Below are 25,494 nucleotides of genomic sequence, written 5' to 3'. Positions count from 1 at the left end.
GTCAGCGGGCGGTGTGCGTGTGCACGTACTCCACGAGCCGCGTCAGCGCGTCCGGGTCCGTGGACGGCATGACGCCGTGGCCGAGGTTGAAGACATGGCCCTCGAGGTCCTTCGCCGAGTCCAAGACCTCGCGGGTCTTCGCCTCGACGGCCTCCGTCGTGGCGAACAGCACGGTCGGGTCGAGGTTGCCCTGGAGCGCCTTGCCGGAGCCGACGCGGCGGGCGGCCTCGTCCAGCGGGACGCGCCAGTCGACGCCGACGACGTCCGCGCCGGCCTCGCCCATGAGCCGCAGCAGCTCACCGGTGCCGACGCCGAAGTGGATGCGCGGGACGCCGTAACCGGCCACGGCCTCGAAGACCTTCGCCGACGCGGGCAGCACCGAGCGCCGGTAGTCGACGGGGGCGAGCGCCCCGGCCCAGGAGTCGAACAGCTGCACCGCCGAGGCGCCCGCCTCGATCTGGACCTTCAGGAAGGCGGCCGTGATGTCGGCGAGGCGGTCGAGCAGGTCGGCCCACAGCTCGGGGTCGCCGTACATCATCGCCTTGGCGTTCTCGTACGTGCGGGACGGGCCGCCCTCGACGAGGTAGCTCGCGAGGGTGAACGGGGCGCCGGCGAAACCGATCAGGGGCGTGGCGCCGAGCTCGCGGGTGAGCAGGCCGATGGCCTCGGTGACGTAGGAGACGTCCTCCGGGGTCAGGTCGCGCAGCTGGGCGAGGTCCGCGCGGGTGCGGATCGGGCGCTCGACGACCGGGCCGACGCCTGGCTTGATGTCGAGGTCGATGCCGATGGCCTTGAGCGGGACGACGATGTCGCTGAAGTAGATCGCCGCGTCGACGCCGTGCCGGCGCACCGGCTGGAGCGTGATCTCGGTGACCAGCTCGGGCCGCATGCAGGACTCGAGCATCGGAATGCCCTCGCGCACCTTGCGGTACTCCGGCAGTGAGCGCCCGGCCTGCCGCATGAACCACACCGGCGTGTGCGGCACGGGCTCGCGCCGGCAGGCCTTGAGGAAGGCGGAGTCGTACGGGGCGGACGGCTGCTGGGCCCGGGGGGCGTCATTGGCACTCACGGGCCAAGTTTCGCACGCCCCCGATGGGCGTGATTCAGCCCCTGGAGGGGCGCGGGGTGTCTAGCCCGGCACGCGGGCTCCCGTCCCCGTAACCTTCCGGCATGGCTGCGGCTCAGGGACGACTGTCGGACGGCGCTGGCGGAATGGACGAAGCGAAGGACACCGAGAAAGACCGGCGGGAGGCGGACACCGCCCCGCTGCCCTTCCGGGCCGCCGTCGACGCGCTCAAGGCGGCGCGGCTGCGGCCCCAGATCGAGGTGGAGCCCACGCCTGCGCCGAAGCGGCTCGCCCCCCATGCCTACGCGCTGGAGGCCGCGGTCGTCGACGGCGACCAGGACCTGGCCGACGGCCGGCTGGTGCTGCTGCACGACCCGGCGGGACACGACGCCTGGCAGGGCACGTTCCGGCTGGTGACGCTGGTGCGCGCGGAACTGGAGCCGGAGATGGCCGCGGACCCGCTGCTGCCGGAGGTGTGCTGGTCCTGGCTGACCGGCGCGCTCCAGACGCGCGGGCTGACCTACGGGGAGCCGAGCGGAACCGTCACGCGGGCGAGTTCGCACTACTTCGGTGGCCTGTCCGCGCGTCCGGCCGCCTCGCAGATCGAGATCCGCGCCTCCTGGACGCCGCGCGAGGGCCTGGGCGGGGTCCCGGACACGGCCGCGCACCTGGCGTCCTGGTGCGATCTGCTCGCCCAGGTCGCGGGGCTGCCGCCGGCCGTCCCGGGCGACGCGTCGGTGGTGACGCTGCCGCAGCGGCGAGGCCCGCAGTCCCGCTGATCGAACCCGTTCCGACCCCGTACTGATCGAACCTGTACGGGGCGGTCAACGCTGCCCTGTCGACGATCACACCTGAGTCCCCCTCTTGGCCGAATCACTTTGTCGATACGGCCACTTTCGACCGCGTACCGACGCAGACCGAAACCGTTCGACCTTCGAATGATCGACCGCGTGTCCGAATTGCACGGATTGTTATCACCGATTCGTGATCATTCTCTAAAGGCGGACGGGTTGGGTGCCGAAGACGACTGTGACCTTGAAAGCACGGTTCGTCCCGGCTTCACCCCCACGAGCCGGCCCCGTCCCGCACCCCAGGAGGCCTGGTGTCCGTTCTCCTCGAGCAGCCCGCAAGCCTGGTCGCCTACCGCCCGAACAAGCCGACCGCCATGGTGGTCGTGGCCGACCCGCGCGTCCGCTCCACCGTCACCCGCCACCTGTGGGCGCTCGGTGTGCGCGATGTCATCGAGGCCTCGTCCATCGCGGAGGCTCGTCCCCGCATCGGCAACCCCCGCGACATCTGCGTCGCCGACGTCCACCTGCCCGACGGCTCCGGCCTCACCCTGCTGTCGGAGACCCGCGCCGCGGGCTGGCCCAACGGGCTCGCCCTCTCCGCCGCCGACGACATCGGCGCCGTGCGCAACGCGCTCGCCGGCGGTGTGAAGGGCTACGTCGTCACCGGCACGCGCACCAACGTCGGGCTCCCCACCCGACCGGGCGCCGCCCCCATCGGCGCCGCCGCCGCGCGCCTGCACCGCCGCCCCCCGGGTGCCCCGAGCCACCCGGGCGGCTACCGCGAACTGTCCGGCCGCGAGGTCGAGGTGCTGCGGCTGGTCGCGGAGGGCCAGTCGAACAAGGCGATCGGCGTCTCGATGGGCCTGTCCGCGCTGACCGTCAAGAGCCACCTCGCCCGCATCGCCCGCAAGCTCGGCACGGGCGACCGCGCCGGGATGGTCGCGGTGGCCCTGCGGACCGGAATCATCCACTGACCCGCTCCACGATGACCCTTTGTGATCATTCACTCACGTGAACGGGACCGGCGGCGGCTCCCGATCGTGTCACTCACGGTTCGCGAACCCGACACTTCCCCGACCTGACTGGTTTGCGACCCCCCGGCGCCCGTCGACGGAACGTTCCGTCGACGGGCGCTGTCCATACACGGATACCCTTGACATGTGACCGACGCCCACGAGACCGCAGCAGACAGCTCACTGCGAACCACCGGAGGCGCTCCTCCGGACGACGACGGATCTTCTGCTACGGAGGCGCCGATCCCTTTGCTGGAACCGCGCGAGGGCATTCCGCCCGTGATCGCGGACGAGGCCGCCCTGGCCCGGATGATCGCCGCCTTCGAGGCGGGCTCCGGACCGGTCGCCGTCGACGCCGAGCGGGCGTCCGGCTACCGCTACGGCCAGCGCGCCTACCTGGTCCAGCTGCGCCGCCAGGGCGCCGGAACGGCTCTCATCGACCCCGTCGCCTGCCCCGACCTGTCCGCCCTCGGCGAGGCCCTGTCCGGCGTCGAGTGGGTGCTGCACGCCGCCACCCAGGACCTGCCCTGCCTGCGCGAGATAGGCATGGTGCCGACGCGGCTGTTCGACACGGAGCTGGCCGGACGGCTCGCCGGGTTCCCCCGGGTCGGCCTCGGCGCGATGGTCGAGGGCGTCCTCGGCTTCGTCCTGGAGAAGGGACACTCCGCCGTCGACTGGTCGACCCGGCCGCTGCCCGAGCCCTGGCTGCGGTACGCGGCGCTGGACGTCGAGCTGCTCGTCGACCTGCGCGACGCGCTGGAGAAGGAGCTGGACCGGCAGGGCAAGCTGGAGTGGGCGCGCCAGGAGTTCGACGCGATCGCCTCCGCCCCGCCGCCCGAGCCGCGCAAGGACCCCTGGCGGCGTACGTCCGGCATGCACAAGGTGCGCCGGCGGCGGCAGCTGGCCGTCGTACGGGAGCTGTGGCAGACCCGGGACCGGATCGCGCAGCGGCGGGACGTCTCGCCGGGCAAGGTGCTCGGGGACGCGGCGATCGTGGAGGCCGCGCTGGCGATTCCGGCCAACGTGCACGCGCTGGCCGCGCTGAACGGTTTCGGACACCGGATGAGCAAGCGGCAGCTGGAGCAGTGGCAGGCGGCCGTGGACCGGGCGAAGGCGTTGAGCGAGGCGCAGTTGCCGCAGCCGGGGCAGCCGGTGACCGGGCCTCCGCCGCCGCGGGCCTGGGCGGACAAGGATCCTGTCGCCGCGGCGCGCCTCAGTGCGGCCCGGGCCGGGGTTTCGGCGCTGGCCGAGGAGCTCTCCATGCCGCAGGAGAATCTGATGACGCCGGACACGGTTCGGCGGGTGTGCTGGGAGCCGCCGGCGGTGGTGGACGCCGAGTCCGTGGCGGCCGCGCTCGCCGGGTACGGTGCGCGGCCGTGGCAGGTGGAGCTGGTGACGCCGGTGTTGGTGGAGGCTCTGTCCGTCAAGGACACCCCCTAGCCGCCGTAGAACTTTTCGTCGTACGGCGGCTGCGGGTTGTTTGTGGTTGTTCGCGCAGTTCCCCGCGCCCCCAAACAGGTCGCTTACTTCGTGGCGCCTTGCGTGAAACCGTTGTAGATGAACCGCTGGAGGAACAGGAAGACGATCAGCGTCGGGGCGATGACGAGGATCGCGCCGGCCGAGATGGTCTCCCAGTGGGCTCCGAAGGGGCCCTTGAAGCGGAACAGGGACGTCGATATCACGCCAAGATCTTCGGAGGGCATGTAGAGGAAGGGGATGTAGAAGTCGTTGTAGACGTTGATCCCCTTCACGATCACGACCGTCGCGATCGCGGGCTTGAGCAGCGGGAAAATGATCTTTCGGTAGACCGTGAAGGCGTTGGCGCCGTCGATGCGGGCCGACTCGTCCAGTGAGACGGGGATGGCCCGGACGAACTGCAGGAAGATGTAGATCGACACGATGTCCGTGCCCATGTAGAGCGCGATCGGCGCCCAGAGGCTGTCGAACATCCCGAAGCTGTTCACGATCTGGAAGGTGGCCACCTGGGTGGTCACCCCGGGGACCAGCGCGGCGACCAGGAACAGGGCCAGGACGAGCTTGCGGAAGCGGAACCGGAAGCGATCGATGGCGTACGCCGTCATCGAGCCGATGAGGACCGTGCCCCCGACGGCGACGACCAGGATCAGCGCCGTGTTGCCGAACGCCGAGAGCATCCGGCCGTCCTGGAACGCCGTCACGTAGTTGCCGAAATTGAGCGGGTCGTCGGGCAGCGTGAGGGCGCCGCTGTCGTCCGCCATCTCCCCGGAGGTCTTCAGCGAGGTCAGGAAGACCACGGTGAGCGGCAGGAGCACGACCAGCGTCGCGAGGACCAGGGACAGGTACACGAGGGCACGGGCCACGGCACGGCGCGTCATACGAGGTCCACCTTGTCGTCCGGGACGAGGCGCCGCTGCACCCAGGTCACCGCCAGGATGATCAGCAGCAGCACGACGGCCGCCGCCGAGGCGAGGCCCGTCTTGTTGAACTGGAAGGCCAGCTTCACGGTCTGGATCACGAAGGTCTCGGTGCCGGTCGCGCCGCCGGTCATGATGTACGGGATCTCGAAGACCGACAGCGACCCCGAGACGGACAGGATCACCGACAGGCTCAGCACGGGCCGGATCCCGGGCGCGATGATGTGACGGAACTGCTGCCAGCGGTTCGCCCCGTCCAGCTCGGCCGCCTCATACAGCTCCCCCGGGATGGACTGGATCGCGCCGAGGAAGAGGACGAAGTTCAGGCCCAGATAGCGCCAGACGGAGACGCCGGCGAGGGAGACGTTGGCCGACGTGGGTGTGCCGAGCCAGGACCGGTCACCGTCGTGGCCGAACAGGCTCAGGATCGCGTCGAGGGTGCCGCCGTCCTGGAAGAAGTACAGGAAGACGAACCCGATCGCGACGCCGTTGATCAGGTACGGGAAGAAGAGCACGCCCTTGAAGAAGCTGCGGAAGCGGACGTTGAAGCTCAGGACGGTGGCGAAGTAGAGGGCGGCGCCGATCTGCACCACGGACGCGGCGAGGTAGTAGCCGCTGACGAAGAACACCTCGAACAGCTCGGGCCGGGTGAAGAGTTCGGTGTAGTTCTCGGCGCCCGTGTAGCGCAGCTCGGGGCTGACACCGTCCCAGTCGGTGAAGCTGTACGCGACCATGTTGACGATCGGCGCGTAGGTGAAGGCGATCAGCAGGGCGAGCGGGGCGATCAGGAACAGCCAGGGGGTCACGCCCCGCCACCGCCGCGGCCCGCGCGCGGCGGACGGCGGTGGCGGCCCGGCGGGCGCGGCCTGCGACACCGGCCGCGCCGCCTTCCGGGTGGTGTCCGTCATCAGGACCCCAGGTTCTTCTGCGCCTCGGTCCACTTCTCGCCCAGCCCGGTCAGGAAGTCGTCCAGGCTGCCCTTGCGGGCACCGCGGGCGAGGTCGACGAGCTCCTGGCGGTAGTCGGGCTTGTAGATGCCGACCTCGGACTGGTTGTCAATGGACTTGACCTCGGCGCCCTTGGTGTCGTCGAGGTCGAGGAGCTTCACACCCGCCTCCTGGTACGGCCCCAGGATGTCGGGCAGCGGGGCGTCCTTGAGGGGCGAGAGGGCGAGGTTGGCGTCCGCGTAGCCGGACTTGTCGGTGAACCAGTCGATCCAGGCGCGGGCGGCGGCCTTGTGCTCGGAGTTGACGTTGACGGCCTGCTGGTAGTCGGGCGAGGTCACCGCGCAGAACGTGCCGTTCTTCTGGGCGGGGAACGGCATGAAGCCGATGTCGGCCGGGTCGGTGCCGGCCTGCTTCGCCGCGTCCTGCATCTGGATGACCGCCCAGGAGCCGAGCCACATCGTGGCGATCTCGCCCTTCGCCAACTTGGGCTTGGACGCCTCCCAGTTGGTGGTCGTCGGGTCCTTCTCGATGAGCCCTTCGCGCACGATGTCGTACAGCAGCGTGTCGGCGGTGCGCAGATCGGCGCCGTCGGCCCAGGGGTTGCCCTCGGCGAGCTTCGTGGTGGCCTGCTCGTCACAGCCGACCGAGCCGTTGACCTGCGTCCATTGGGTGAGCGGCCACATGTCCTTGAAGTTGGTGTAGTACGGGATCGCGTCGGTCTTCGACTTGATCGCCTTCAGGTCGTCGAGGAATTCGGCCGGCGTCGTGGGCCAGTCGGTGATCCCGGCCTCGCTCCACACCTTCTTGTTGTAGATGAAACCCGGGACCGCGCCGAGCGGGCTCTGGCCGTAGACCTTGCCGTCGACGGTCGTGTAGTCGGTGAAGCGGTACTTCTTGCTCCGATCGGCCTGGGTGCCGAGGGAGGCGAAGAACTTCGGGTAGTCCTTCTTCTCGATCACGGCCGGGATCATCAGGACATCGCCGTAGTTCTCCGTGTTCATACGGATCTTGACCTCACCCTCGTAGTCGGTGAGGCCGTCGAACTCGACCTTCACCTTGGGGTAGGTCTTGTTGAACTCGGCGGCGTACTTCTTCATCGTCCCGTCCTGCACGAGGTCGGTCCGGTGGGTGAGGACGGTGATGGTCCCTTCGACCTTGGCGGGATCGCCGGGGGCCTCGGCATCCGCGCCCTTGGAGGTGCCTCCGGTGCCGGTACAGCCCGAGGCCAGCAGGGCTGCGCCCACGGCGAGGGCGAGGACGGTACGGCGGTTCATGTGCATCAGCTCCGTTCGCGGAGAGGAACTCGGGACGGAAGAGCACGTGCGGTATGGCTGGTTCGGCACTCTGACAGCGCTTTCTCAACCGGTAAAGTCCCATTCCCGCCAACGCTGCGAAGACCTGTACACGACTCGTCACTGGACCGGTTAAGGGAGTGCGCATGCTGGAGGCCACACCGCTCGGCGACGGATGGATCCTGCGGCACGGGCCGGACCCGCTCCCGGCGTCCGTGCCGGGCTGCGTGCACACCGACCTGATGGCGGCCGGGGTGATCCCGGACCCGTTCCTGGGCCTGGGCGAGTCCGAGGTGGCGTGGGTGGGGCGCCGGGACTGGACGTACGAGCGCGAGCTCACGAGCGCGTCCGCGCAGGAGCAGACCGACCTGGTCTTCGACGGGCTCGACACCGTCGCCGAGGTCTCCCTGGACGGGCGGCTGCTGGGGAAGGTGCGCAACATGCACCGCTCGTACCGGTTCGACGTGACGGGGCTGTCCGGGCGGCTGTCCGTGCGGTTCGTCTCCGCCTACGCCGAGGCCGAGGCCGTACGGGGACGGCTGGGCGAACGGCCCGCCGCCTACGCCGAGCCGTACCAGTACCTGCGCAAGATGGCCTGCTCCTTCGGCTGGGACTGGGGGCCGACCCTGGTGACGGCCGGGATCTGGCGGCCGGTGCGCCTGGAGCACTGGTCGACGGCCCGGATCGCCCGGGTGCGTCCGCTGGTCACCGTCGAGGAGGGCGAGGGCGTCGTCGAGTTGGCCGTGGACGTCGAGCGGACCCGGGTCGAGGCGCCGCTCGCCCTGGAGGCGACGGTGGGCGGGGTGCGGGCCCGGGCGGAGCTCGACGGGGCGGGCGGGGTGGTTCGGCTGCGCGTACCGGACGTCCGGCTGTGGTGGCCGCGCGGCTACGGCGAACAGCCGCTGTACGACGTCGAGTTGCGGCTGCTGCACGGCGATGCCGCGCTGGACGTGTGGCGGCGGCGGATCGGCTTCCGGACCGTCGGGCTGGACCGGCGGCCCGACGCGCACGGCACCGGCTTCACCCTCGTCGTCAACGGCGAGCGGCTCTTCGCGCGGGGCGTCAACTGGATCCCCGACGACGTCTTCCCGTCCCGGATCACCCGAGAGCGCTACCGGGAGCGGCTGGAGCAGGCGGCCGGGGCGGGCGTGGACCTCGTACGGGTCTGGGGCGGCGGGATCTACGAGAGCGAGGACTTCTACGACGCCTGCGACGAACTCGGGCTGCTGGTCTGGCAGGACTTCCCGTTCGCGTGTGCGGCCTACCCGGAGGAGCAGCCGCTGCGCGGCGAGGTGGAGGCCGAGGCCCGGGAGAACGTCGTACGGCTGATGCCGCACCCGTCGCTGCTGCTGTGGAACGGCAACAACGAGAACTTGTGGGGTTTTCGGGACTGGGGCTGGGAGCCGCGGCTGGCCGGGGGCTCCTGGGGCGAGGGGTACTACCTGGGCCTACTGCCCCGCGTGGTGGCCGAGTTGGATCCGACACGGCCCTACACGGCGGGGAGTCCCTGGTCCGGGTCCTGGGACCGGCATCCGAACGATCCGGCGCACGGCACGCACCACTCCTGGGAGGTGTGGAACCGTGCGGACTACGCCGACTACCGGCTCAGCGTGCCCCGGTTCGTCGCCGAGTTCGGCTGGCAGGCGCCGCCCGCGTACGCCACGCTGCGGCGGGCGCTGCCCGGGGAGGAACTCGCGCCGGACTCCCCCGGCATGCTGCACCACCAGAAGGCCGACGACGGCAACGGGAAGCTGGAGCGGGGGCTGGCCCGGCACTTCGCCGTGCCGAAGGGGGACTTCGACCGCTGGCACTACCTGATGCAGGTCAACCAGGCACGTGCGGTCGCGGCCGGGATCGAGCACTGGCGCTCGCACTGGCCGGTGTGCGCGGGCACGGTCGTCTGGCAGCTCAACGACTGCTGGCCGGTGACGTCCTGGGCGGCGATCGACGGCGACGGACGGGAGAAGCCGCTGTACCACGAGCTGAGGCGGCTGTACGCGGACCGGTTGCTGACGCTCCAGCCGCGGGACGGCGGGCTGGTGCTGGCCGTCGTCAACCAGGCGGCCGGGGACTGGACGCCGGCGCTGACCCTGCGGCGGATGTCCGTCGGGGGCGAGGTGCTGGGGCAGGCGGCCGTGGAGGTGACGGCCGGGGGGCGGGCGGTGGTCCGTGTCGAGGTTCCGCGCGAGCTGACGCCCGACGGGCCGAAGGAGTTCCTGGTCGCCGACGCGGAGGGGCTGCGGGCGGTGCACTTCCCGGTGCCGGACCGTGAGGTCCCCTACCCCACGCCGGAGTTCGATGTCTCGCTCGCCTCCGAAGGCATCACCGTCACCGCCCGCACCCTGGTCCGGGACCTGCTGCTCCAGGCCGACCGGCTGGATCCGGGGGCGCGGGCCGACCGGGGGCTGGTCACGCTGCTGCCGGGCGAAGAGGTGACCATCGGGGTGCGCGGCTGGAAGACCCCGGACGCGGAGCGTGCCCGTGCGGCCCTGTACTGCGTGGAGCCCACCCGATGACGGCGACGCCGGCCCCCCGCGTCACCATCAAGGACGTCGCCGCGCGCGCCGGCGTGTCCAAGGGGGCCGTGTCGCTCGCGTTCAACCACAAGCCCGGGCTGTCGGAGGCGACCCGGGACCGGATCTTCCGGGCGGCGCGGGAGCTGGGCTGGGCGCCGAACCTCACGGCCCGGACGCTGGCCGGTTCGCGCGTGGACGTGGTGGGACTCGCGGTGTGCCGTCCGGCGCGGTCGCTCGGGCTCGAACCCTGGTACATGGAGTTCGTCTCGGGCGTGGAGAGCGTCCTGGCCGAGCACTCCTGCTCCCTGCTGCTGAGACTCGTACGGAATCTGGACGAGGAGCTGGGGGTCCAGGAGGCGTGGTGGCGAGGGCGGCAGATCGGCGGGTCGATCCTCGTCGACTTCCGGGCCGACGATCCCCGGGCCGCCCTGGTGGAGCGGCTCGGGCTGCCGGTGGTCGCGGTCGGGCATCCCTCGCTGACCGGCGGGCTCACCTCGGTGTGGACCGACGACGCGACGGCCGTGACGGAGGCGGTGCGGTATCTGGCGGCGCTGGGGCACCGGCGGATCGCCCGGGTGGGCGGGGCGGCGGCGCTCGGGCACACGGCCATCCGGACGGCGGCGTTCGACGAGGCGGCGGGGGCGCTGGCGCTGGCCGGGGCGTGGCAGGTGGCGACGGACTTCTCCGGGGACGCGGGGGCGCGGGCGACGCGGTCGCTGCTGACGGCCGCGCCGCCGGACCGGCCGACGGCGATCGTGTACGACAACGACGTGATGGCGGTGGCGGGGTTGTCGGTGGCGGCGGAGATGGGGTTGCGGGTGCCGGAGGATGTGTCGCTGCTGGCCTGGGACGACTCGCAGCTGTGCCGGTTGACGCACCCGACCTTGTCGGCGATGAGCCATGACGTGCATGGTTTTGGGGCGGAGGTGGCTCGGACCTTGTTCTCGGTGATCACGGGGGGTGAGGGCGGGTCGCACCCTGTGCCGACGCCTGTTCTGACGCCTCGGGGGTCCACTGCGCCGCCTCGGTGAGCGCCGTAGGGGGGTGCGGGTGCGTTGTGGCTGGTCGCGCAGTTCCCCGCGCCCCTAAAAACAGGGCGCTGCCCTACCGGAGTTTTGTGTGACCTTCGCCGCTCGCCATGTCAGGACTGGGCAGCTACGTTACTCATAAGTAGCATGGGATGAGCAAGCGCTCAGCGTCCTGGACCCCTGGAGGAGAGCCATCGTGCCTCGTACCGTCAGGGACGTCGTCTTCGTAGACGGCGTCCGCACCCCGTTCGGCAAGGCGGGCCCGAAGGGCATCTACCACGAGACCCGTGCCGACGACCTCGTCGTGAAGGCGATCCGGGAGCTGCTGCGCCGCAACCCCGGCCTCGACCCGAAGAAGATCGACGAGGTCGCCATCGCCGCGACCACCCAGATCGGCGACCAGGGCCTCACCATCGGCCGTACCGCGGGGATCCTCGCCGGTCTGCCGCAGTCGGTCCCGGGTTACTCCATCGACCGCATGTGCGCCGGTGCCCTGACGGCCGTGACCACGGTCGCCGGTTCCGTCGCCTTCGGCGCCTACGACGTCGCCATCGCCGGCGGTGTCGAGCACATGGGCCGTCACCCCATGGGCGAGGGCGTCGACCCGAACCCGCGGTTCGTCAGCGAGAAGCTGGTCGACGAGTCGGCCCTGTTCATGGGCATGACCGCGGAGAACCTGCACGACCGTTACCCGCAGATCACCAAGCTGCGCGCCGACGAGTACGCCGTGCGCTCCCAGGAGAAGGCCGCCAAGGCGTACGCCAACGGCAAGATCCAGGCCGACCTGGTGCCGGTCTCGGTGCGCCGCACCTCCCCCGAGGCCGGTGAGACGGGCTGGGGCCTGGTCACCGCCGACGAGCCGATGCGCCCGGGCACGACCCTGGAGAACCTCCAGGGCCTCAAGACCCCGTTCCGCGTCCACGGCCGGGTCACCGCCGGTAACGCGGCCGGTCTGAACGACGGCGCCACCGCCTCGGTCATCGCCTCCGAGGAGTTCGCGCGGGAGAACGACCTCCCCGTGAAGATGCGCCTGGTCTCCTACTCCTTCGCGGGTGTGGAGCCGGAGGTCATGGGCTACGGCCCGATCCCGGCGACGGAGAAGGCGCTGGCCCAGGCCGGCCTGTCCATCTCCGACATCGGCCTGTTCGAGATCAACGAGGCCTTCGCCGTCCAGGTCCTGGCCTTCCTCGACCACTACGGCATCGCCGACGACGACGAGCGCGTCAACCAGTACGGCGGCGCCATCGCCTTCGGCCACCCGCTGGCCTCCTCCGGCGTCCGTCTGATGACGCAGCTGGCCCGCCAGTTCGAGGAGCAGCCGCACGTCCGCTACGGCCTGACGACCATGTGCGTCGGCTTCGGCATGGGCGCGACGGTCATCTGGGAGAACCCGCACTTCGAGGGGGACAAGTGAGCACCACCGCCGAGCTTCTGAAGCAGGCTTCCGAGCTGTTCCCGGACGAGGTCGTCACGCAGGCGCACGTACGCCACTTCGACCTCCCCGCGGGTGCCGGGCGCTTCGCCCTGATCACCCTGGACAACGGCCTGGACCACACCAAGCCGACCACCTTCGGCCCGGCCTCGCTGGCGAACCTGAACGCCGCGATCGACCAGGTGGAGAAGGAGGCCGCGGACGGCGAGATCGTCGGCGTCGGCATCACCGGCAAGCCGTTCATCTTCGCGGTCGGCGCCGACCTCAAGGGCGTGGAGATCCTCAAGGAGCACGAGCACGCCCTCGCCATCGGCAAGGGCGGCCACGAGGTCTTCAAGCGGCTGTCCAAGCTGGCCGTGCCGACCTTCGCGTACTACAACGGCGCCGCGATGGGCGGCGGTGTCGAGGTCGGTCTGCACTGCTCCTACCGGACCGTCTCCGCGGCCCTCCCGGCGTTCTCGCTCCCCGAGGTCTTCCTCGGCCTGGTCCCGGGCTGGGGCGGCTGCACGCTGCTGCCGAACCTGATCGGCGCCGACAAGGCCGTCTCGGTGATCATCGAGAACAGCCTCAACCAGAACAAGCAGCTCAAGGGCAAGCAGGTCTACGAGCTCGGGATCGCCGACGCGCTCTTCGAGGGCGCGGACTTCCTGGAGCAGTCGCTGATCTGGACCGCCTCCGTCCTCAAGGGCGAGATCGAGGTCGAGCGCCCGGTGATCGACCGCGGCGAGGGCTGGGACCAGGCTGTCGCCAAGGGCCGCTTCATCGCGGACTCCAAGGTGCACGGCGCCGCTCCGGCCGCCTACCGCGCGCTGGACATCATCGCCGCCGCCAAGAACGGCGACCTCCAGCAGGGCTACGACGCCGAGGACAAGGCGCTCGCCGACCTGATCATGGGCGGCGAACTGCGGGCCGGCATCTACGCCTTCAACCTGGTGCAGAAGCGCGGCAAGCGCCCGGCCGGTGCCCCGGACAAGAACCTGGCCCGCCCGGTCACCAAGGTCGGTGTCGTCGGCGCCGGTCTGATGGCCAGCCAGCTCGCGCTGCTGTTCCTGCGCCGCCTGGAGGTGCCGGTCGTGCTGACCGACATCGACCAGGAGCGCGTCGACAAGGGTGTGGGCTACGTCCACGCCGAGATCGACAAGCTGCTCGGCAAGGGCCGCATCAACCAGGACAAGGCCAACCGCCTCAAGGCGCTGGTGACCGGTGTCCTGGACAAGGCCGAGGGCTTCGCGGACGCGGACTTCATCATCGAGGCCGTGTTCGAGGAGATGGGCGTCAAGCAGAAGGTGTTCGCGGAGGTCGAGGCGGTCGCCCCGGCGCACGCGATCCTCGCCACCAACACCTCCTCGCTGTCGGTGTCGGAGATGGCCTCGAAGCTGAAGAACCCCGAGCGGGTCGTCGGCTTCCACTTCTTCAACCCGGTCGCCGTGCTGCCGCTGCTGGAGATCGTCCGCGGCGAGCAGACCGACGAGGCCTCCCTGGCCACGGCGTTCGGTGTCGCCAAGAAGCTGAAGAAGACCGCGGTGCTCGTCAAGGACGCCCCGGCGTTCGTCGTGAACCGCATCCTGACCCGCTTCATGGGCGAGATCCAGAACGTCATCGACGAGGGCACCCCGGTCGAGGTCGCCGAGAAGGCGGTCGAGCCCCTGGGCCTGCCGATGTCGCCGCTGGTCCTCCTGGAGCTGGTCGGCCCGGCGATCGGCCTGCACGTCTCCGAGACGCTCAACAAGGCGTTCCCGGACCGCTTCACGGTCTCCCCGAACCTCAAGGCGGTCGTCGAGGCGGGCAAGCGCGGCTTCTACGTCTACGACAGCGGCAAGCCCGAGCTGGACCCGGAGGTCGCCGCGCTGCTGAAGCAGGGCGACAGCGTCCTGACGGAGGAGCAGGTCCGCGACCGCGTCCTGGACGCGGTGGCGCAGGAGATCGGGCTCATGCTCGACGAGGGCGTCGTCGCCGAGGCGCAGGACATCGACCTGTGCCTCATCACGGGCGCCGGCTGGCCCTTCCACCTGGGCGGCATCACGCCGTACCTGGACCGCGAGGGCGTCTCCGAGCGGGTCAACGGCAAGAGGTTCCTGGCGCAGGGCGTGGCGAGCGTCCCCGCGTAACGCGTAACCCCTGAGGGGGCGGGGCGTCCGGATCGTTACCGTACGCCCCGCCCCCTTCCGCATGCCGCCACGGCTAAGTGACGAGGCATCGGAAGGAACGGGGTGTCAGATCTCCCGCCAGGCCTCCAGGGCGAGCCCCGGCTCGTCCTTGCGGCGGGTGAGCAGCAGCTGCCCGGTCGACGGGGAGAGGGAGGCCGCGACGACCTCGTCGTGCTCGTCGAGCGCCAGCGACACCGTGGCGCCGGCGGGCAGTTGGGGGCCGGACTCGGTCCACCAGGCGCCGGCGGACTCCAGTTCGGTCGGATAGGCGGCGAAGGCGACCCGGCCGCTCGAGGACCGCTGGGCGAGCACGGTGCAGTCGTGCCCCTCGATCTCACAGCGCACGGCGGACACGGGCCCCGGCCCGGCGGAGGCGATGAGCGTGACCGGCTTCTCCCCCGGGCGCCAGGCGCACAGGTCGCCGGAGATGTCCGTGAAGAAGAGGGTGGTGTGCTCGGCGGACGTGGAAAGGGCCCGAAGCGTCCCCGCCCGGACCGCCACCTCCACGCCCTCGGTCCGCACCGGCGTCTTTCCGTGTTCCTCCTGCCGCCAGTGGACGATCCCGCCCGGCACGGCCGCGTACACCTCGACCAGCCCCGACTCCCCCGTCACGGCGGCCAACTCCCCCTCGACGTCGTGCCCCTCGAGGTCCTGCCAGGGCCCCCAGCCGCCCTTCACCTTCTGGTTGCGCAGACTCACCCCGCCGCCACTGTTGCGGACGAAGACGTAGGCGCGCCCCGCGGAGTCCACGGCGACGGCCGGCGGGCCCGTCCGGTCGCCCTTCTTGTCAGGGTGGCCGATCGGGACCCAGTCCAGGGGCGCGAGCCGGGGGCGGAAGTGGGTGGAGTGCACGAGTCCCGACTCGCCCGGCACGGTGGGCCGCCAGGCGGCCAGATGGGCGTAGCCGTCGGCACCCTGGCCGACCGCGGCGCCCGGGTGCAGTTTCTGATCGCCGCCGACGGTCCGCGGGGCGTCCCACGAGCCGGCGGGGGCGCGTTCCGCACGGCACAGGACGGCGTCGCCGGAGGGCAGGTAGACGGTGAGGCGGCCGTCACGGCCGCGGATGAGCCAGTCGCCGTTCACCAGTTCACTTTACGCGGGCGGGTCGGCCGGCCGCCCCGCCCGCCCCCCTGCCTGGCCGGGATCCGCCGTGCGACCCTGACGACATGAACAGCAACGCTCCCCTGCTTGTCGTCGTCGACGCCGCGAATGTCGTCGGGTCGGTGCCGGACGGTTGGTGGCGGGACCGGAAGGGGGCGGCGGAGCGGTTGCGGGACCGGTTGGCCTCGGACGGGGTGCCGGGGGTGGACGGGCCTGTGGAGGTCGTGCTCGTGGTGGAGGGGGCGGCGAAGGGGGTCGAGTCCGTGGCCGGGGTGCGGGTTGAGTCGGCGGCGGGCAGCGGGGACGATCACATCGTGGACGTGGTCGCCGGGGCCGGGGTGCGCCCGGTGCTGGTGGTCACGGCGGACCGGGAGCTGCGGAGGCGGGTCGGGGAGCTGGGGGCGGAGGTGACGGGGCCGCGGTCGGTACGGCCGTAGGGCCGGGCTTTGTTGCGGGCTGCTGCCGGCGGCTGCCCAGGCGCGGGGCGCTGCCCAACCCGGCGCCGCAGGGTGCTGCCCGCGGCTGCCCGGGGTGCGGGACGCTGCCCAACCTCGGCGCTGCGGGGTGCTGCCCGCGGCTGCCCGGGGCGGGGCGTTGCGCAGCCCGGCGGAGCGGGGTGCCGCTGCGCCCACCCGTGCCGCCCCAGCGGCACGACTGCCCGCAGCTAGGCGCGCCCGCACCCGCGTACGCACGGAAGGGGACGTGTCGGGGGGTGTCCGCCCGCAGCGGTTGGCGCGTCAACGCGAGTTAGTCGGTGTCCGACCCCATCGCGCCGTTCCGAGGACGGGCACCCCCCGGCGCGGCCCCGACCCACCACCCGGCCGCAGGCGCAAGCGGCGCACCCCCACCGAACCAGCCACAGGCCGCCGCAGGCACCCCCGCCCAACCGCCGGAGGCTAGAGCGTCTGCTCGGGCCTGGTTTCTTCGCCCTTCGCCAGGCGGCTGTGCGTGCGGCCGTACAGGAAGTACACGACGAACCCGGCGGCCATCCAGATGCCGAACCGCACCCACGTCTCGGCGGGCAGGTTGATCATCAGCCACAGCGAGGCGCACACCGACAGGATCGGGATGACCGGCACCCAGGGGGTACGGAAGGCCCGGTGCAGGTCGGGGCGGGTCCTGCGGAGGACGAGCACACCGATGGCGACCACGACGAAGGCGAACAGCGTGCCGATGTTCACCAGGGCGGCGAGCTCCGTCAGCGGAGTGAAGCCGGCCAGCACCGCGATGACCACACCCAGCAGGATGGTCGGCCGGTGCGGGGTCCTGAACCGCGGGTGGACGTGCGAGAAGAACCGCGGCAGCAGCCCGTCACGGCTCATCGCGAAGAACACCCGGGTCTGCCCGAGCAACAGGATCATGCACACCGTCGTCAGACCGACCGCGGCGCCGAAGCTGATGAACCCCGCGTACCAGGGATGCCCCGTGGCCTTGAACGCGTCGGCGAGCGGCGCGTCGACGGACAGCCGGCTGTAGTGCTGCATGCCGGTGACGACGATCGACACGGCGACGTACAGCGCGGTGCAGATGAGCAGCGAGCCGAGAATGCCGCGCGGCATGTCACGCTGCGGGTTCCGGGTCTCCTCCGCCGCCGTGGCCACGACGTCGAAGCCGATGAACGCGAAGAACACGACCGAGGCGGCGGTGAAGATGCCCATCACACCGAAGTTGGAGGGCGCCCAGCCGAACATGAGCTGGATCAGCGGGGAGTCGAGACTCGCCCCGGCCTCCACGGGCTGCTCCTTCGGGATGAACGGGTCGTAGTTCTCGCCCTTGATGAGGAACGCCCCCGCGATGATCACGACGAGGACGACCGTCACCTTGATGGCGACGACGAGCGACGTGATCCGCGCGGACAGCTTCATGCCGAGGACGAGGATGCCGGTGAGGACGAGGACGAGCGCGGCGGCGAGGATGTCGAAGCCGAAGACGTCGGAGCCCTCTCTGCTGCCCAGGGCCGCGGGCATCTCCCAGCCCGCGTTGTCCATGAGCGACTGGATGTAGCCGGACCAGCCGACGGCCACCACCGCCGTACCGAGCGCGAACTCCAGGACCAGGTCCCAGCCGATGATCCAGGCGGGCAGCTCACCGAGGGAGGCGTACGAGAACGTGTAGGCGGACCCGGCGACCGGGACCGTCGACGCGAATTCGGCGTAGCAGAGCGCGGCCAGCGCGCACGCGACGCCGGCCGCGACAAAGGCCAGAGCCGTCGCGGGCCCGGCGTTGTTCTTCGCGACTGTTCCGGTGAGGACGAAGATGCCGGTGCCGATGATCACGCCGACGCCGAAGACGGTCAGATCCAGCGCGGACAAGGATTTCTTGAGCGCGTGCTCTGGCTCCTCGGTGTCGAGGATGGACTGCTCGACCTTCTTCGTCCGGAAGAGGGTACTGCTCACGGGGTTACCTCCCACGCTCGTCGTCCTCGCCATGATCGAGAGGTGGCACCGTTCGTATGCCCCGGCACGGACGGATTCACGCCAATGGGCCGGTTCCACCACCCTTCACGGTGGCGGAACCGGCCCATTCAGCGGTACCGGGACGTCAGTCAGTCGCGCGCGGGCTCCACGGAGTCGACGGCGTCGGCCGCGGAGCGCTCGTACCGGCCGTCCAGCTTGGCGACCAGCCCGGTCACCTGCCGGGCGATGTCGGGTGCGGTGAGGCCGATCTCGGCCATGACCTCGGCGCGCGAGGCATGGTCGAGGAAGCGCGGCGGGATGCCGAAGTCGCGCAGCGGCACGTCGACGCCCGCGTCACGCAGCGCCTGCGCGATCGCCGAACCGACACCACCGACCCGGCTGTTGTCCTCGACGGTGACGACCACGCGGTGCTGCTCGGCGAGCGGGGCCATGGCCTCGTCGACGGGTTTGACCCAGCGCGGGTCGACGACGGTGGTGGAGATGCCCTGCTTGTCGAGCAGGCCGGCGATCTCCAGGCACATCGGCGCGAGGGCGCCGACGGAGACCAGCAGCACGTCGGGCCGGTCGGTGCCGGGCTCGCGCAGCACGTCCATGCCGCCGACGCGCCCCACGGCGGGAACGGCGGGGCCGACGGCGCCCTTGGAGAAGCGGACCACGGTCGGCGCGTCGTCGACGGCGACGGCCTCCCGCAGTTGCGCGCGGACCTGGTCGGCGTCACGCGGCGCGGCCAGCCGCAGCCCCGGCACGACCTGGAGGATCGACATGTCCCACATGCCGTTGTGGGACGCCCCGTCGGTGCCGGTGACACCGGCCCGGTCCAGGACGAAGGTCACCCCGCACTTGTGCAGGGCCACGTCCATCAGCACCTGGTCGAAGGCGCGGTTGAGGAAGGTGGCGTACACCGCGAACACCGGGTGCACGCCGCCCGTCGCCAGGCCCGCGGCGGACACGGCGCCGTGCTGCTCGGCGATGCCGACGTCGTAGACCCGCTGGGGGAACCGCTTGGCGAACTTCTCCAGGCCCACCGGCTGGAGCATGGCGGCGGTGATGGCGACGATGTCCTCGCGCTCCTCGCCGAGCTTGACCATCTCCTCGCCGAACACGGACGTCCAGTCGGCGCCGGAGGAGGCGATCGGCAGGCCCGTGTCGGGGTGGATCTTGCCGACGGCGTGGAAGCGGTCGGCCTCGTCCTGGAGGGCGGGTTGGTAGCCGCGGCCCTTCTCGGTGAGGCAGTGCACGATGACCGGCCCGCCGAACCGCTTGGCCCGCGCGAGGGCGGACTCCAGGGCCTCCAGGTCGTGTCCGTCGATCGGGCCGACGTACTTCAGGCCAAGGTCCTCGAACATGCCCTGGGGGGCGATGAAGTCCTTGAGGCCCTTCTTGGCGCCGTGCAGCGTGTCGTAGAGCGGGCGGCCGACGACGGGGGTGCGCTCCAGCACCTCCTTGGTGCGGGCCAGGAACCGCTCGTAGCCGTCCGTCGTCCGCAGCGTCGCGAGGTGGTTGGCGAGGCCGCCGATGGTCGGCGCGTAGGACCGCTCGTTGTCGTTGACGACGATGACGAGGGGCCGGTCCTTGGCGTCGGCGATGTTGTTCAGCGCCTCCCAGGCCATGCCGCCGGTCAACGCCCCGTCACCGATCACGGCGACGACGTGGCTGTCGCGCTCGAGGAGCTCGTTGGCCTTGGCGATGCCGTCGGCCCAGCCGAGGACGGTCGAGGCGTGCGAGTTCTCGATGATGTCGTGCTCGGACTCGCCCTGCGAGGGGTAGCCGGACAGGCCGCCCTTCATCTTCAGCTTCGAGAAGTCCTGACGGCCGGTGAGCAGTTTGTGCACGTAGGACTGGTGTCCGGTGTCCCAGAGCACTTTGTCCTTGGGCGATTCGAAGACCCGGTGCAGGGCGATGGTGAGCTCCACCACGCCGAGGTTGGGGCCGAGGTGACCGCCGGTCTTGGAGACCGCTTCGACAAGGAAGCTCCGGATCTCCTCCGCCAGCTGGTTCAGCTCTTCCAGGCTGAGCCGGTCCAGATCGCGCGGTCCCCTGATACGGGTCAGCAGCGGCACCCGTGCCTCCTTGCAGTAGAGCTGTTCGAGCAGTTGCCGGGCTTGTCGAGTCTAATGTTCCGCCCCTGAGGACTGCGCCGAGGCCGTGCGTCATTCGTCACGCATTCGGCTGTACCCAACTTGTGCCACACCTACGACACAACTGTGCCCGGCACCTCACGGTGCCGGGCACAGTCATGTCCCCGAGGGGCGCGGGGAACTGCGCGACGAGCCACAGCGCACCCGCGGCCGGCGACCCGGCGCAGCCCTACGGCGCTACGCGCGCCCCGCGGTCTTCTGCGTCTTGCGCGTCACCGCGTCGATCACGACCGTGGCCAACAGCACACCACCGGTGATCATGTACTGCACCGGAGAGGCGATTCCCTCCAGGGCGAGCCCGTACTGGATCGACACGATCACCAGCACACCGAGCAGCGCGTTCCACGTGCGGCCACGACCGCCGAACAGCGACGTACCGCCGATCACCGCGGCCGCGATCGCGTTCATCAGCAGGTCACCGCCACCGGCGCCCTGGTTCGCCGCGGCGATCTTCGACGCGATGAACAGGCCGCCGACCGCCGCGAACGTGCCGGAGATCGCGAACACCGAGATCCGGACCATCTCCACGTTGATGCCGGCCCGTCGCGACGCCTCGACGCTGCCGCCGAGCGCGAACACCTTCCGCCCGTACGCCGTGCGCCGCAGCACGAAGTCCGTGACCAGCAGCACCACGATGAAGATCACCACGGCCAGGGGCAGGCCCTTGTACTGGTTGAAGACGATGGCGACGGCGAACGAGACGATCGCCAGCAGCACCGTCCGCACGATGGTCTCGCTCAGCGGCCGCGACGGCACGCCGACGGCCTCGCGGCGCCGGTTGCCGAGGAAGGAGCTGAGGAAGAACCCGGCGGTCACCACGGCGGCCAGGCCGTAGGCGGCGGCCACGTCGGAGAAGTAGTAGCTGGTCAGCTGGGCCACGACCCCGTCCGGGTCGAGGTTGATCGTGCCGTTGTCGCCGAGGATCTGGAGCATGAAGCCGTTCCAGAACAGCAGACCGGCCAGGGTCACGGCGAACGCGGGGACGCCGATCTTCGCGAAGAAGAAGCCGTGCAGCACGCCGGCGACCGTGCCGGTGACGATGGCCAGCACGAAGGCGAGCCACTCGTTCATGCCGTTGGTGACGTTCAGCACGGCGAAGCTCGCACCCGCGACACCGCTGACCGAGCCGACCGACAGGTCGATCTCGCCCAGCAGCAGCACGAACACGATGCCGACGGCGATCATGCCCGTGCCGACCATGGCGACGGACATGTCGGACAGGTTGCCCGCGGTGAGGAAGTTGGAGTTCAGGCTCGTGAAGATGATCCAGATGATCGCCAGGCCGATGACGACCGGGATGGAGCCCAGGTCGCCGGACTTCATCTTGCGCTTGAACTCGGTGACGTAGCCGGCGAGCCCCTGCTCGCGCACGAGCAGCCGGGGGTCGACGACCGTGACGGCGGCCTTGGCCGCCTCGGGGTTCTCGACGACGTGGTCGTCCGGAGCCGCGGAGGTCTTGTCGATGCTCACTTGGAACCCTCCCCGTTCGTGCGCGCCGCACGGCGGGTCACGGCGTTGTCGGTGGCGCCGGTGATGGCGGAGATGATCTCTTCCTGCGAGGTCGACTTGACCTCGAAGACGCCGTTGTTGCGCCCGAGGCGCAGCACGGCGACCTTGTCCGCGACGGCCTTCACATCGGCCATGTTGTGGCTGATGAGGATCACGGCGTGACCGCGCTCGCGCAGCCGCTCGACCAGGTCGAGGACCTGCGCGGTCTGCTCGACGCCGAGGGCCGCGGTGGGCTCGTCGAGGATCACCAGCTTGGGCTCGCCGAGCATGGACCGGGCGATCGCCACGGTCTGGCGCTGGCCGCCGGAGAGCGAGGCGATCGGGATGCGGACACTGGGGATGCGGATCGACAGCGTGTCGAGCAGCTCGCGGGAGCGGCGCTCCATCTCCACCTCGTCCAGGACACCGCGCTTGCGGATCTCCCGGCCCAGGTAGAGGTTGCCGACGACGTCGATGTTGTCGCACAGCGCGAGGTCCTGGTAGACGGTCGCGATCCCCAGGTTCTGGGCGTCGTGCGGTTTGTTGATCTGGACGGACCTGCCGTCCCATTCGATGACGCCCTCATCGATGGGGTGCACGCCGGCGATCGTCTTGACCAGCGTGGACTTTCCGGCTCCGTTGTCGCCCACCAGGGCGACCACTTCACCGGCGTGGACCTCAAGCTCTACGTCGGTGAGCGCCTGTACGGCACCGAACCGCTTGGAGACCCCGCGCAACGCCAGCACGGGCGTAGCGGACACGTGAACCATCTCCTTCGCCGCCTGACCCGGCGGGAGGTTGTGCAGAAGTGTGGGAGGAGTGATCACTCCGGCGCCCCGCATAGCTTGCGGGGCTGGTGTGGCGGGGCGCCGGAGGAACTCAGGAGCAGCGGGTCCCGTACGGGGGTGACGGGAGCCCGGTTCGGACTCCCGTGCCCCTCAGGGGACTTCGTGGCTGCTTACTTGAGACCGATCTTGTCGCAGGCGGCCTTGTACTTGCCGGAGCAGATCTCGCTCACGGTGTAGATGCCGTCCTTGATCACGGTGTCGTTGATGTTGTCCTTGGTCAGCGAGACGACCGGGACCAGGACGGACGGGATGGCCTTGGTGGTCGGGCTGTCGACCTTGTCCTTGGCGATCGAGTCGAGCGACTTGCCCTGGGCGAGGGCGACGGCCATCTCGGCCGCGACGTCCGCCTCCTGCGGGTAGGGCTTGTAGACGCTCATGTACTGCTCACCGGTGACGATGCGCTGCACGCCCGCGAGTTCGGCGTCCTGGCCGGTGACCGGGATGTCGGCGATGCCGGCGGCCTTCAGGGCCGTGATGATGCCGCCCGCCATGCCGTCGTTGGCGGAGTAGACGCCGACGATCTTGTCCTTGCCGAGGGCGGAGATGGCGCCCTCCATGTTGGCGTTGGCGTTCTCCGGCTTCCACTCCTTGGTGTCGTACTCGCGGCCGATCTTCACCTTGCCGTCGAGGACGGAGTGCGCGCCCTTCTTGAACTGGGCGGCGTTCGGGTCGGTGGACGACCCGTTCATCATGACGATCTGGCCGTCCTTGGCCTTGTCGCCCAGGGCCTTCAGCAGGGCCTCGCCCTGGGTCTTGCCGACGGTCTCGTTGTCGAACGAGGTGTAGGCGTCGATCGGCCCCTCGGCCAGGCGGTCGTAGGCGACGACCGGGATGCCCTGGTCCTTGGCCTTCTTCACCGAGCCGGCGATGGCCTTGGAGTCCACCGCGTCCACGATCAGCACATCGACCTTGTTCGACACCATGGTGTCGACCTGCTGGTTCTGCTTGGCGGCGTCCTGGTTGGCGTTGGCGTAGACGACCTCGCCCTTGCCGTTGGTGAGTTCCTTGACCTTCTTCTGGATGAGCGGCCGGTCGAACTTCTCGTAACGGGCGGTCGCGTTCTCCGGAAGGAGCAGGCCGACCTTGATGTCGTCGCCCTTCTTGGCGGACCCCGTGGAGTCGGCGTTGTCGCCCGACTCCTTGGCGCTGCCACAGGCAGCAAGCGAAACGGCCATCGCACCGGCGGCAATCGCAACAGCGGCGCGACGCATACGCGTGTTCACTTCAGAAACCTCCCTGACGAGGCCGCGACATTGCGGCCGAGGTGGCTGGAAGTCAACTCGGCCACACGTGCGACGTCAAGAAGTAAATCCTTAACGAGATGGCAACGGTGCCATCCGTTCTCTAAGTGAAGGCAGGGGTCGCCGCCTGCAGTGCCCCGACGGCGGTCCCGTCCAAAAGGGTTGAATCACCCATCTCGCTGAGGGCCAGCGCGAGCGCTCCGAGCACCTCCGCACGGCCGCCGAGCGCCCCGGGGAGAACGGACAGCTGGCGTGCCGCGCTCGGAATGGCGTAGCGGCCGACGGACTCCCGGATCGGCCCGAGCACCAGCTCACCGGCCTCGGCGAGATCACCGCCGAGGACCACGCGGCTCGGGTTCAGCAGGTTGCAGAGATTGGCGACTCCACTGCCGATGTGGCGGCCGACGTCGGCGATCACCCGACGGCAGCCCGGGTCTCCGTCCCGCGCGAGCCGTACGACGCCTTCCATCGTCAGGTCGGTGCCGTGGCTGGACTGGAGGAGCGGGAGCACGTAGCGCGCGGCCGCGAAGGTCTCCAGGCAGCCGCGGTTTCCGCAGCGGCAGACGGGGCCGGATTCGTCGAGTGTAATATGTCCGATTTCTCCTGCGGTACCGCCCGGACCGCGGTAGATCTTGCCGTTGATCACCAGGCCGGCGCCGACACCGCTGGCGACCTTGATGTACGCCAGGTCGCGTACGCCGCGGCCGCTGCCCCAGACCATCTCGCCGAGGGCGCCGAGGTTGGCGTCGTTGTCCACGTGCACGGGGACGCCGAGGCGGCCGTGGAGCTCCTCGGCGGGCTTGGTCCCCGTCCAGCCGGGGAGGATCGCGGTCGAGCCGAGGGTGCCGGACTCGACGTCGATGGGGCCGGGCACGCCGAGGCCGACGCCGGCGATCTTGGTGCGGTCGACGGCGGTGGCCTCGATCAGCCGGCTGACCAGCTGTTCCGCCCGGTCGAAGCCCTGGGTCGACGAGGCGTCGACGTCGAGGGGCTCGGACTCCTCGGCGAGCACCTGGTGGGCGAGGTTGCCGATGGCGACGCGCAGGTGGGTGTGGCCGAAGTCGACCCCTATGACGATGCCGGCGTCCCCGCTGAGGGACACGCTGCGGGCCCTGCGGCCGCCCGCCGAGGTGGGTGTGACCTCGACCGTGCCGCCTTCCTTCAACTCCCGGACGATGTTGGACACCGTCGCGGCGGACAGGCCCGTCGTCCGGGCGATCTCGGCCTGGGTGAGGGAGCCCGCCAGGCGCACGGCTCGTACGACCCGCTCCAGGTTGGCTCGGTGCAGCGACGACTGCGACCCCGGAGTCTCCACGACGACCTCCTGCGCGCGGGGCCGCATCGATGAGGCCCCGTCCATGTCCAACTAGTGAACTCTAAGCTGAGCCGTTCGGGTTGCCTCCCGTCAAGAGGTTGAGCCGATTCCTCGGTGTGTGCGGGTGGTCGCGGAGGGCTACGAGTGCCTCCGGCGGTTGGGCGGGGGTGCCTGCGGCGGCCTGTGGCTGGTTCGGTGGGGGTTCGCGTAGCGCCTACCGGGGTGCGGTGGGTCGGGGCCGCGCCGGGGGGTGTCCGTCCTCGGAACGGCGCGATGGGGTTGCGTACCGACTAACCGTCCGTTGACGCGCCAACCGCTGCG

General features: G+C 70.3%; 19 protein-coding genes. 8 read left to right on the top strand and 11 right to left on the bottom strand.

Annotated elements, in window-relative coordinates:
• Window position 1: 1 nt before the first annotated feature.
• Entirely contained in the window at window positions 2-1,069 is a 1,068-nt protein-coding gene (gene hemE, locus ACZ3I3_RS34690) for a uroporphyrinogen decarboxylase (protein ID WP_467371576.1), read from the bottom strand.
• Between the two features lie 101 nt (window positions 1,070-1,170).
• Here hemE and ACZ3I3_RS34685 point away from each other — a divergent pair, with 101 nt between their 5' ends.
• From ACZ3I3_RS34685 to ACZ3I3_RS34675, 3 genes are all read left to right on the top strand, one after another.
• Window positions 1,171-1,845, top strand: a complete 675-nt coding sequence (locus ACZ3I3_RS34685; protein ID WP_467371574.1) for a DUF3000 domain-containing protein — start codon at window positions 1,171-1,173, stop codon at window positions 1,843-1,845.
• Window positions 1,846-2,168: 323 nt separating this feature from the next.
• Window positions 2,169-2,831 (top strand): response regulator transcription factor, encoded by a 663-nt coding sequence (locus ACZ3I3_RS34680; protein ID WP_003993737.1) that lies wholly within the window; start codon window positions 2,169-2,171, stop codon window positions 2,829-2,831.
• 186 nt (window positions 2,832-3,017) lie between these two features.
• On the top strand, window positions 3,018-4,310 hold the full coding sequence (locus ACZ3I3_RS34675) for a ribonuclease D (protein WP_467371572.1): 1,293 nt from the start codon (window positions 3,018-3,020) through the stop codon (window positions 4,308-4,310).
• A gap of 83 nt (window positions 4,311-4,393) precedes the next feature.
• Here ACZ3I3_RS34675 and ACZ3I3_RS34670 read toward each other — a convergent pair whose 3' ends face one another.
• From ACZ3I3_RS34670 to ACZ3I3_RS34660, 3 genes are read right to left on the bottom strand one after another with little or no spacing between them, the layout of a single operon-like run.
• Complete coding sequence (locus ACZ3I3_RS34670; RefSeq protein ID WP_467371570.1) at window positions 4,394-5,224, bottom strand: carbohydrate ABC transporter permease; 831 nt, start codon at window positions 5,222-5,224, stop codon at window positions 4,394-4,396.
• The gene (locus ACZ3I3_RS34665; protein ID WP_467371568.1) at window positions 5,221-6,171 is read right to left on the bottom strand and encodes a carbohydrate ABC transporter permease; all 951 of its coding nucleotides are present in this window, start codon (window positions 6,169-6,171) and stop codon (window positions 5,221-5,223) included. Before ACZ3I3_RS34665 ends, ACZ3I3_RS34670 begins: the two co-directional genes overlap by 4 nt.
• Window positions 6,171-7,484 carry an ABC transporter substrate-binding protein gene (locus ACZ3I3_RS34660; protein WP_467371566.1) on the bottom strand — a complete coding sequence of 438 codons (1,314 nt, stop codon included), beginning with the start codon at window positions 7,482-7,484 and terminating at the stop codon, window positions 6,171-6,173. Before ACZ3I3_RS34660 ends, ACZ3I3_RS34665 begins: the two co-directional genes overlap by 1 nt.
• 164 nt (window positions 7,485-7,648) lie before the next feature.
• On the opposite strand from ACZ3I3_RS34660, the gene ACZ3I3_RS34655 reads away from it, so the two are divergent.
• The 4 genes from ACZ3I3_RS34655 (at window position 7,649) to ACZ3I3_RS34640 (ending at window position 14,586) form a co-directional block, all read left to right on the top strand.
• Window positions 7,649-10,018: a glycoside hydrolase family 2 protein gene (locus ACZ3I3_RS34655; protein ID WP_467371565.1), complete on the top strand. Its 2,370-nt coding sequence runs from the start codon at window positions 7,649-7,651 to the stop codon at window positions 10,016-10,018.
• The gene (locus tag ACZ3I3_RS34650) at window positions 10,015-11,049 is read left to right on the top strand and encodes a LacI family DNA-binding transcriptional regulator (protein ID WP_467371563.1); all 1,035 of its coding nucleotides are present in this window, start codon (window positions 10,015-10,017) and stop codon (window positions 11,047-11,049) included. Before ACZ3I3_RS34655 ends, ACZ3I3_RS34650 begins: the two co-directional genes overlap by 4 nt.
• 193 nt (window positions 11,050-11,242) lie before the next feature.
• Window positions 11,243-12,460: a thiolase family protein gene (locus tag ACZ3I3_RS34645; protein ID WP_467371561.1), complete on the top strand. Its 1,218-nt coding sequence runs from the start codon at window positions 11,243-11,245 to the stop codon at window positions 12,458-12,460.
• Complete coding sequence (locus ACZ3I3_RS34640; RefSeq protein WP_467371559.1) at window positions 12,457-14,586, top strand: 3-hydroxyacyl-CoA dehydrogenase NAD-binding domain-containing protein; 2,130 nt, start codon at window positions 12,457-12,459, stop codon at window positions 14,584-14,586. Before ACZ3I3_RS34645 ends, ACZ3I3_RS34640 begins: the two co-directional genes overlap by 4 nt.
• Window positions 14,587-14,691: 105 nt before the next feature.
• On the opposite strand, the gene ACZ3I3_RS34635 is transcribed toward ACZ3I3_RS34640, so the two are convergent.
• Entirely contained in the window at window positions 14,692-15,708 is a 1,017-nt protein-coding gene (locus tag ACZ3I3_RS34635) for a PLL family lectin (RefSeq protein WP_467371557.1), read from the bottom strand.
• A gap of 83 nt (window positions 15,709-15,791) precedes the next feature.
• Here ACZ3I3_RS34635 and ACZ3I3_RS34630 point away from each other — a divergent pair, with 83 nt between their 5' ends.
• Entirely contained in the window at window positions 15,792-16,163 is a 372-nt protein-coding gene (locus tag ACZ3I3_RS34630; RefSeq protein WP_467371555.1) for a PIN domain-containing protein, read from the top strand.
• Between the two features lie 459 nt (window positions 16,164-16,622).
• Here ACZ3I3_RS34630 and ACZ3I3_RS34625 read toward each other — a convergent pair whose 3' ends face one another.
• From ACZ3I3_RS34625 to ACZ3I3_RS34600, 6 genes are all read right to left on the bottom strand, one after another.
• On the bottom strand, window positions 16,623-18,122 hold the full coding sequence (locus ACZ3I3_RS34625) for an amino acid permease (RefSeq protein WP_467371554.1): 1,500 nt from the start codon (window positions 18,120-18,122) through the stop codon (window positions 16,623-16,625).
• A gap of 149 nt (window positions 18,123-18,271) precedes the next feature.
• Window positions 18,272-20,203, bottom strand: coding sequence for a 1-deoxy-D-xylulose-5-phosphate synthase (dxs, locus tag ACZ3I3_RS34620; RefSeq protein ID WP_467371552.1), 1,932 nt, complete (start codon window positions 20,201-20,203; stop codon window positions 18,272-18,274).
• A 255-nt stretch (window positions 20,204-20,458) separates the two neighbouring features.
• Window positions 20,459-21,751 carry a sugar ABC transporter permease gene (locus ACZ3I3_RS34615; protein ID WP_467371550.1) on the bottom strand — a complete coding sequence of 431 codons (1,293 nt, stop codon included), beginning with the start codon at window positions 21,749-21,751 and terminating at the stop codon, window positions 20,459-20,461.
• The gene (locus ACZ3I3_RS34610) at window positions 21,748-22,539 is read right to left on the bottom strand and encodes an ATP-binding cassette domain-containing protein (protein ID WP_030244550.1); all 792 of its coding nucleotides are present in this window, start codon (window positions 22,537-22,539) and stop codon (window positions 21,748-21,750) included. The genes ACZ3I3_RS34615 and ACZ3I3_RS34610 overlap by 4 nt, the downstream gene beginning before the upstream one ends.
• A 188-nt stretch (window positions 22,540-22,727) precedes the next feature.
• The gene (locus ACZ3I3_RS34605; protein WP_467371742.1) at window positions 22,728-23,828 is read right to left on the bottom strand and encodes an ABC transporter substrate-binding protein; all 1,101 of its coding nucleotides are present in this window, start codon (window positions 23,826-23,828) and stop codon (window positions 22,728-22,730) included.
• A 133-nt stretch (window positions 23,829-23,961) separates the two neighbouring features.
• Window positions 23,962-25,173: an ROK family transcriptional regulator gene (locus tag ACZ3I3_RS34600; protein ID WP_467371740.1), complete on the bottom strand. Its 1,212-nt coding sequence runs from the start codon at window positions 25,171-25,173 to the stop codon at window positions 23,962-23,964.
• Between the last annotated feature and the right edge of the window lie 321 nt (window positions 25,174-25,494).

Source organism: Streptomyces sp. NPDC016851 (assembly GCF_055562795.1).
This window is presented reverse-complemented; position numbering and strand designations above follow the sequence as displayed.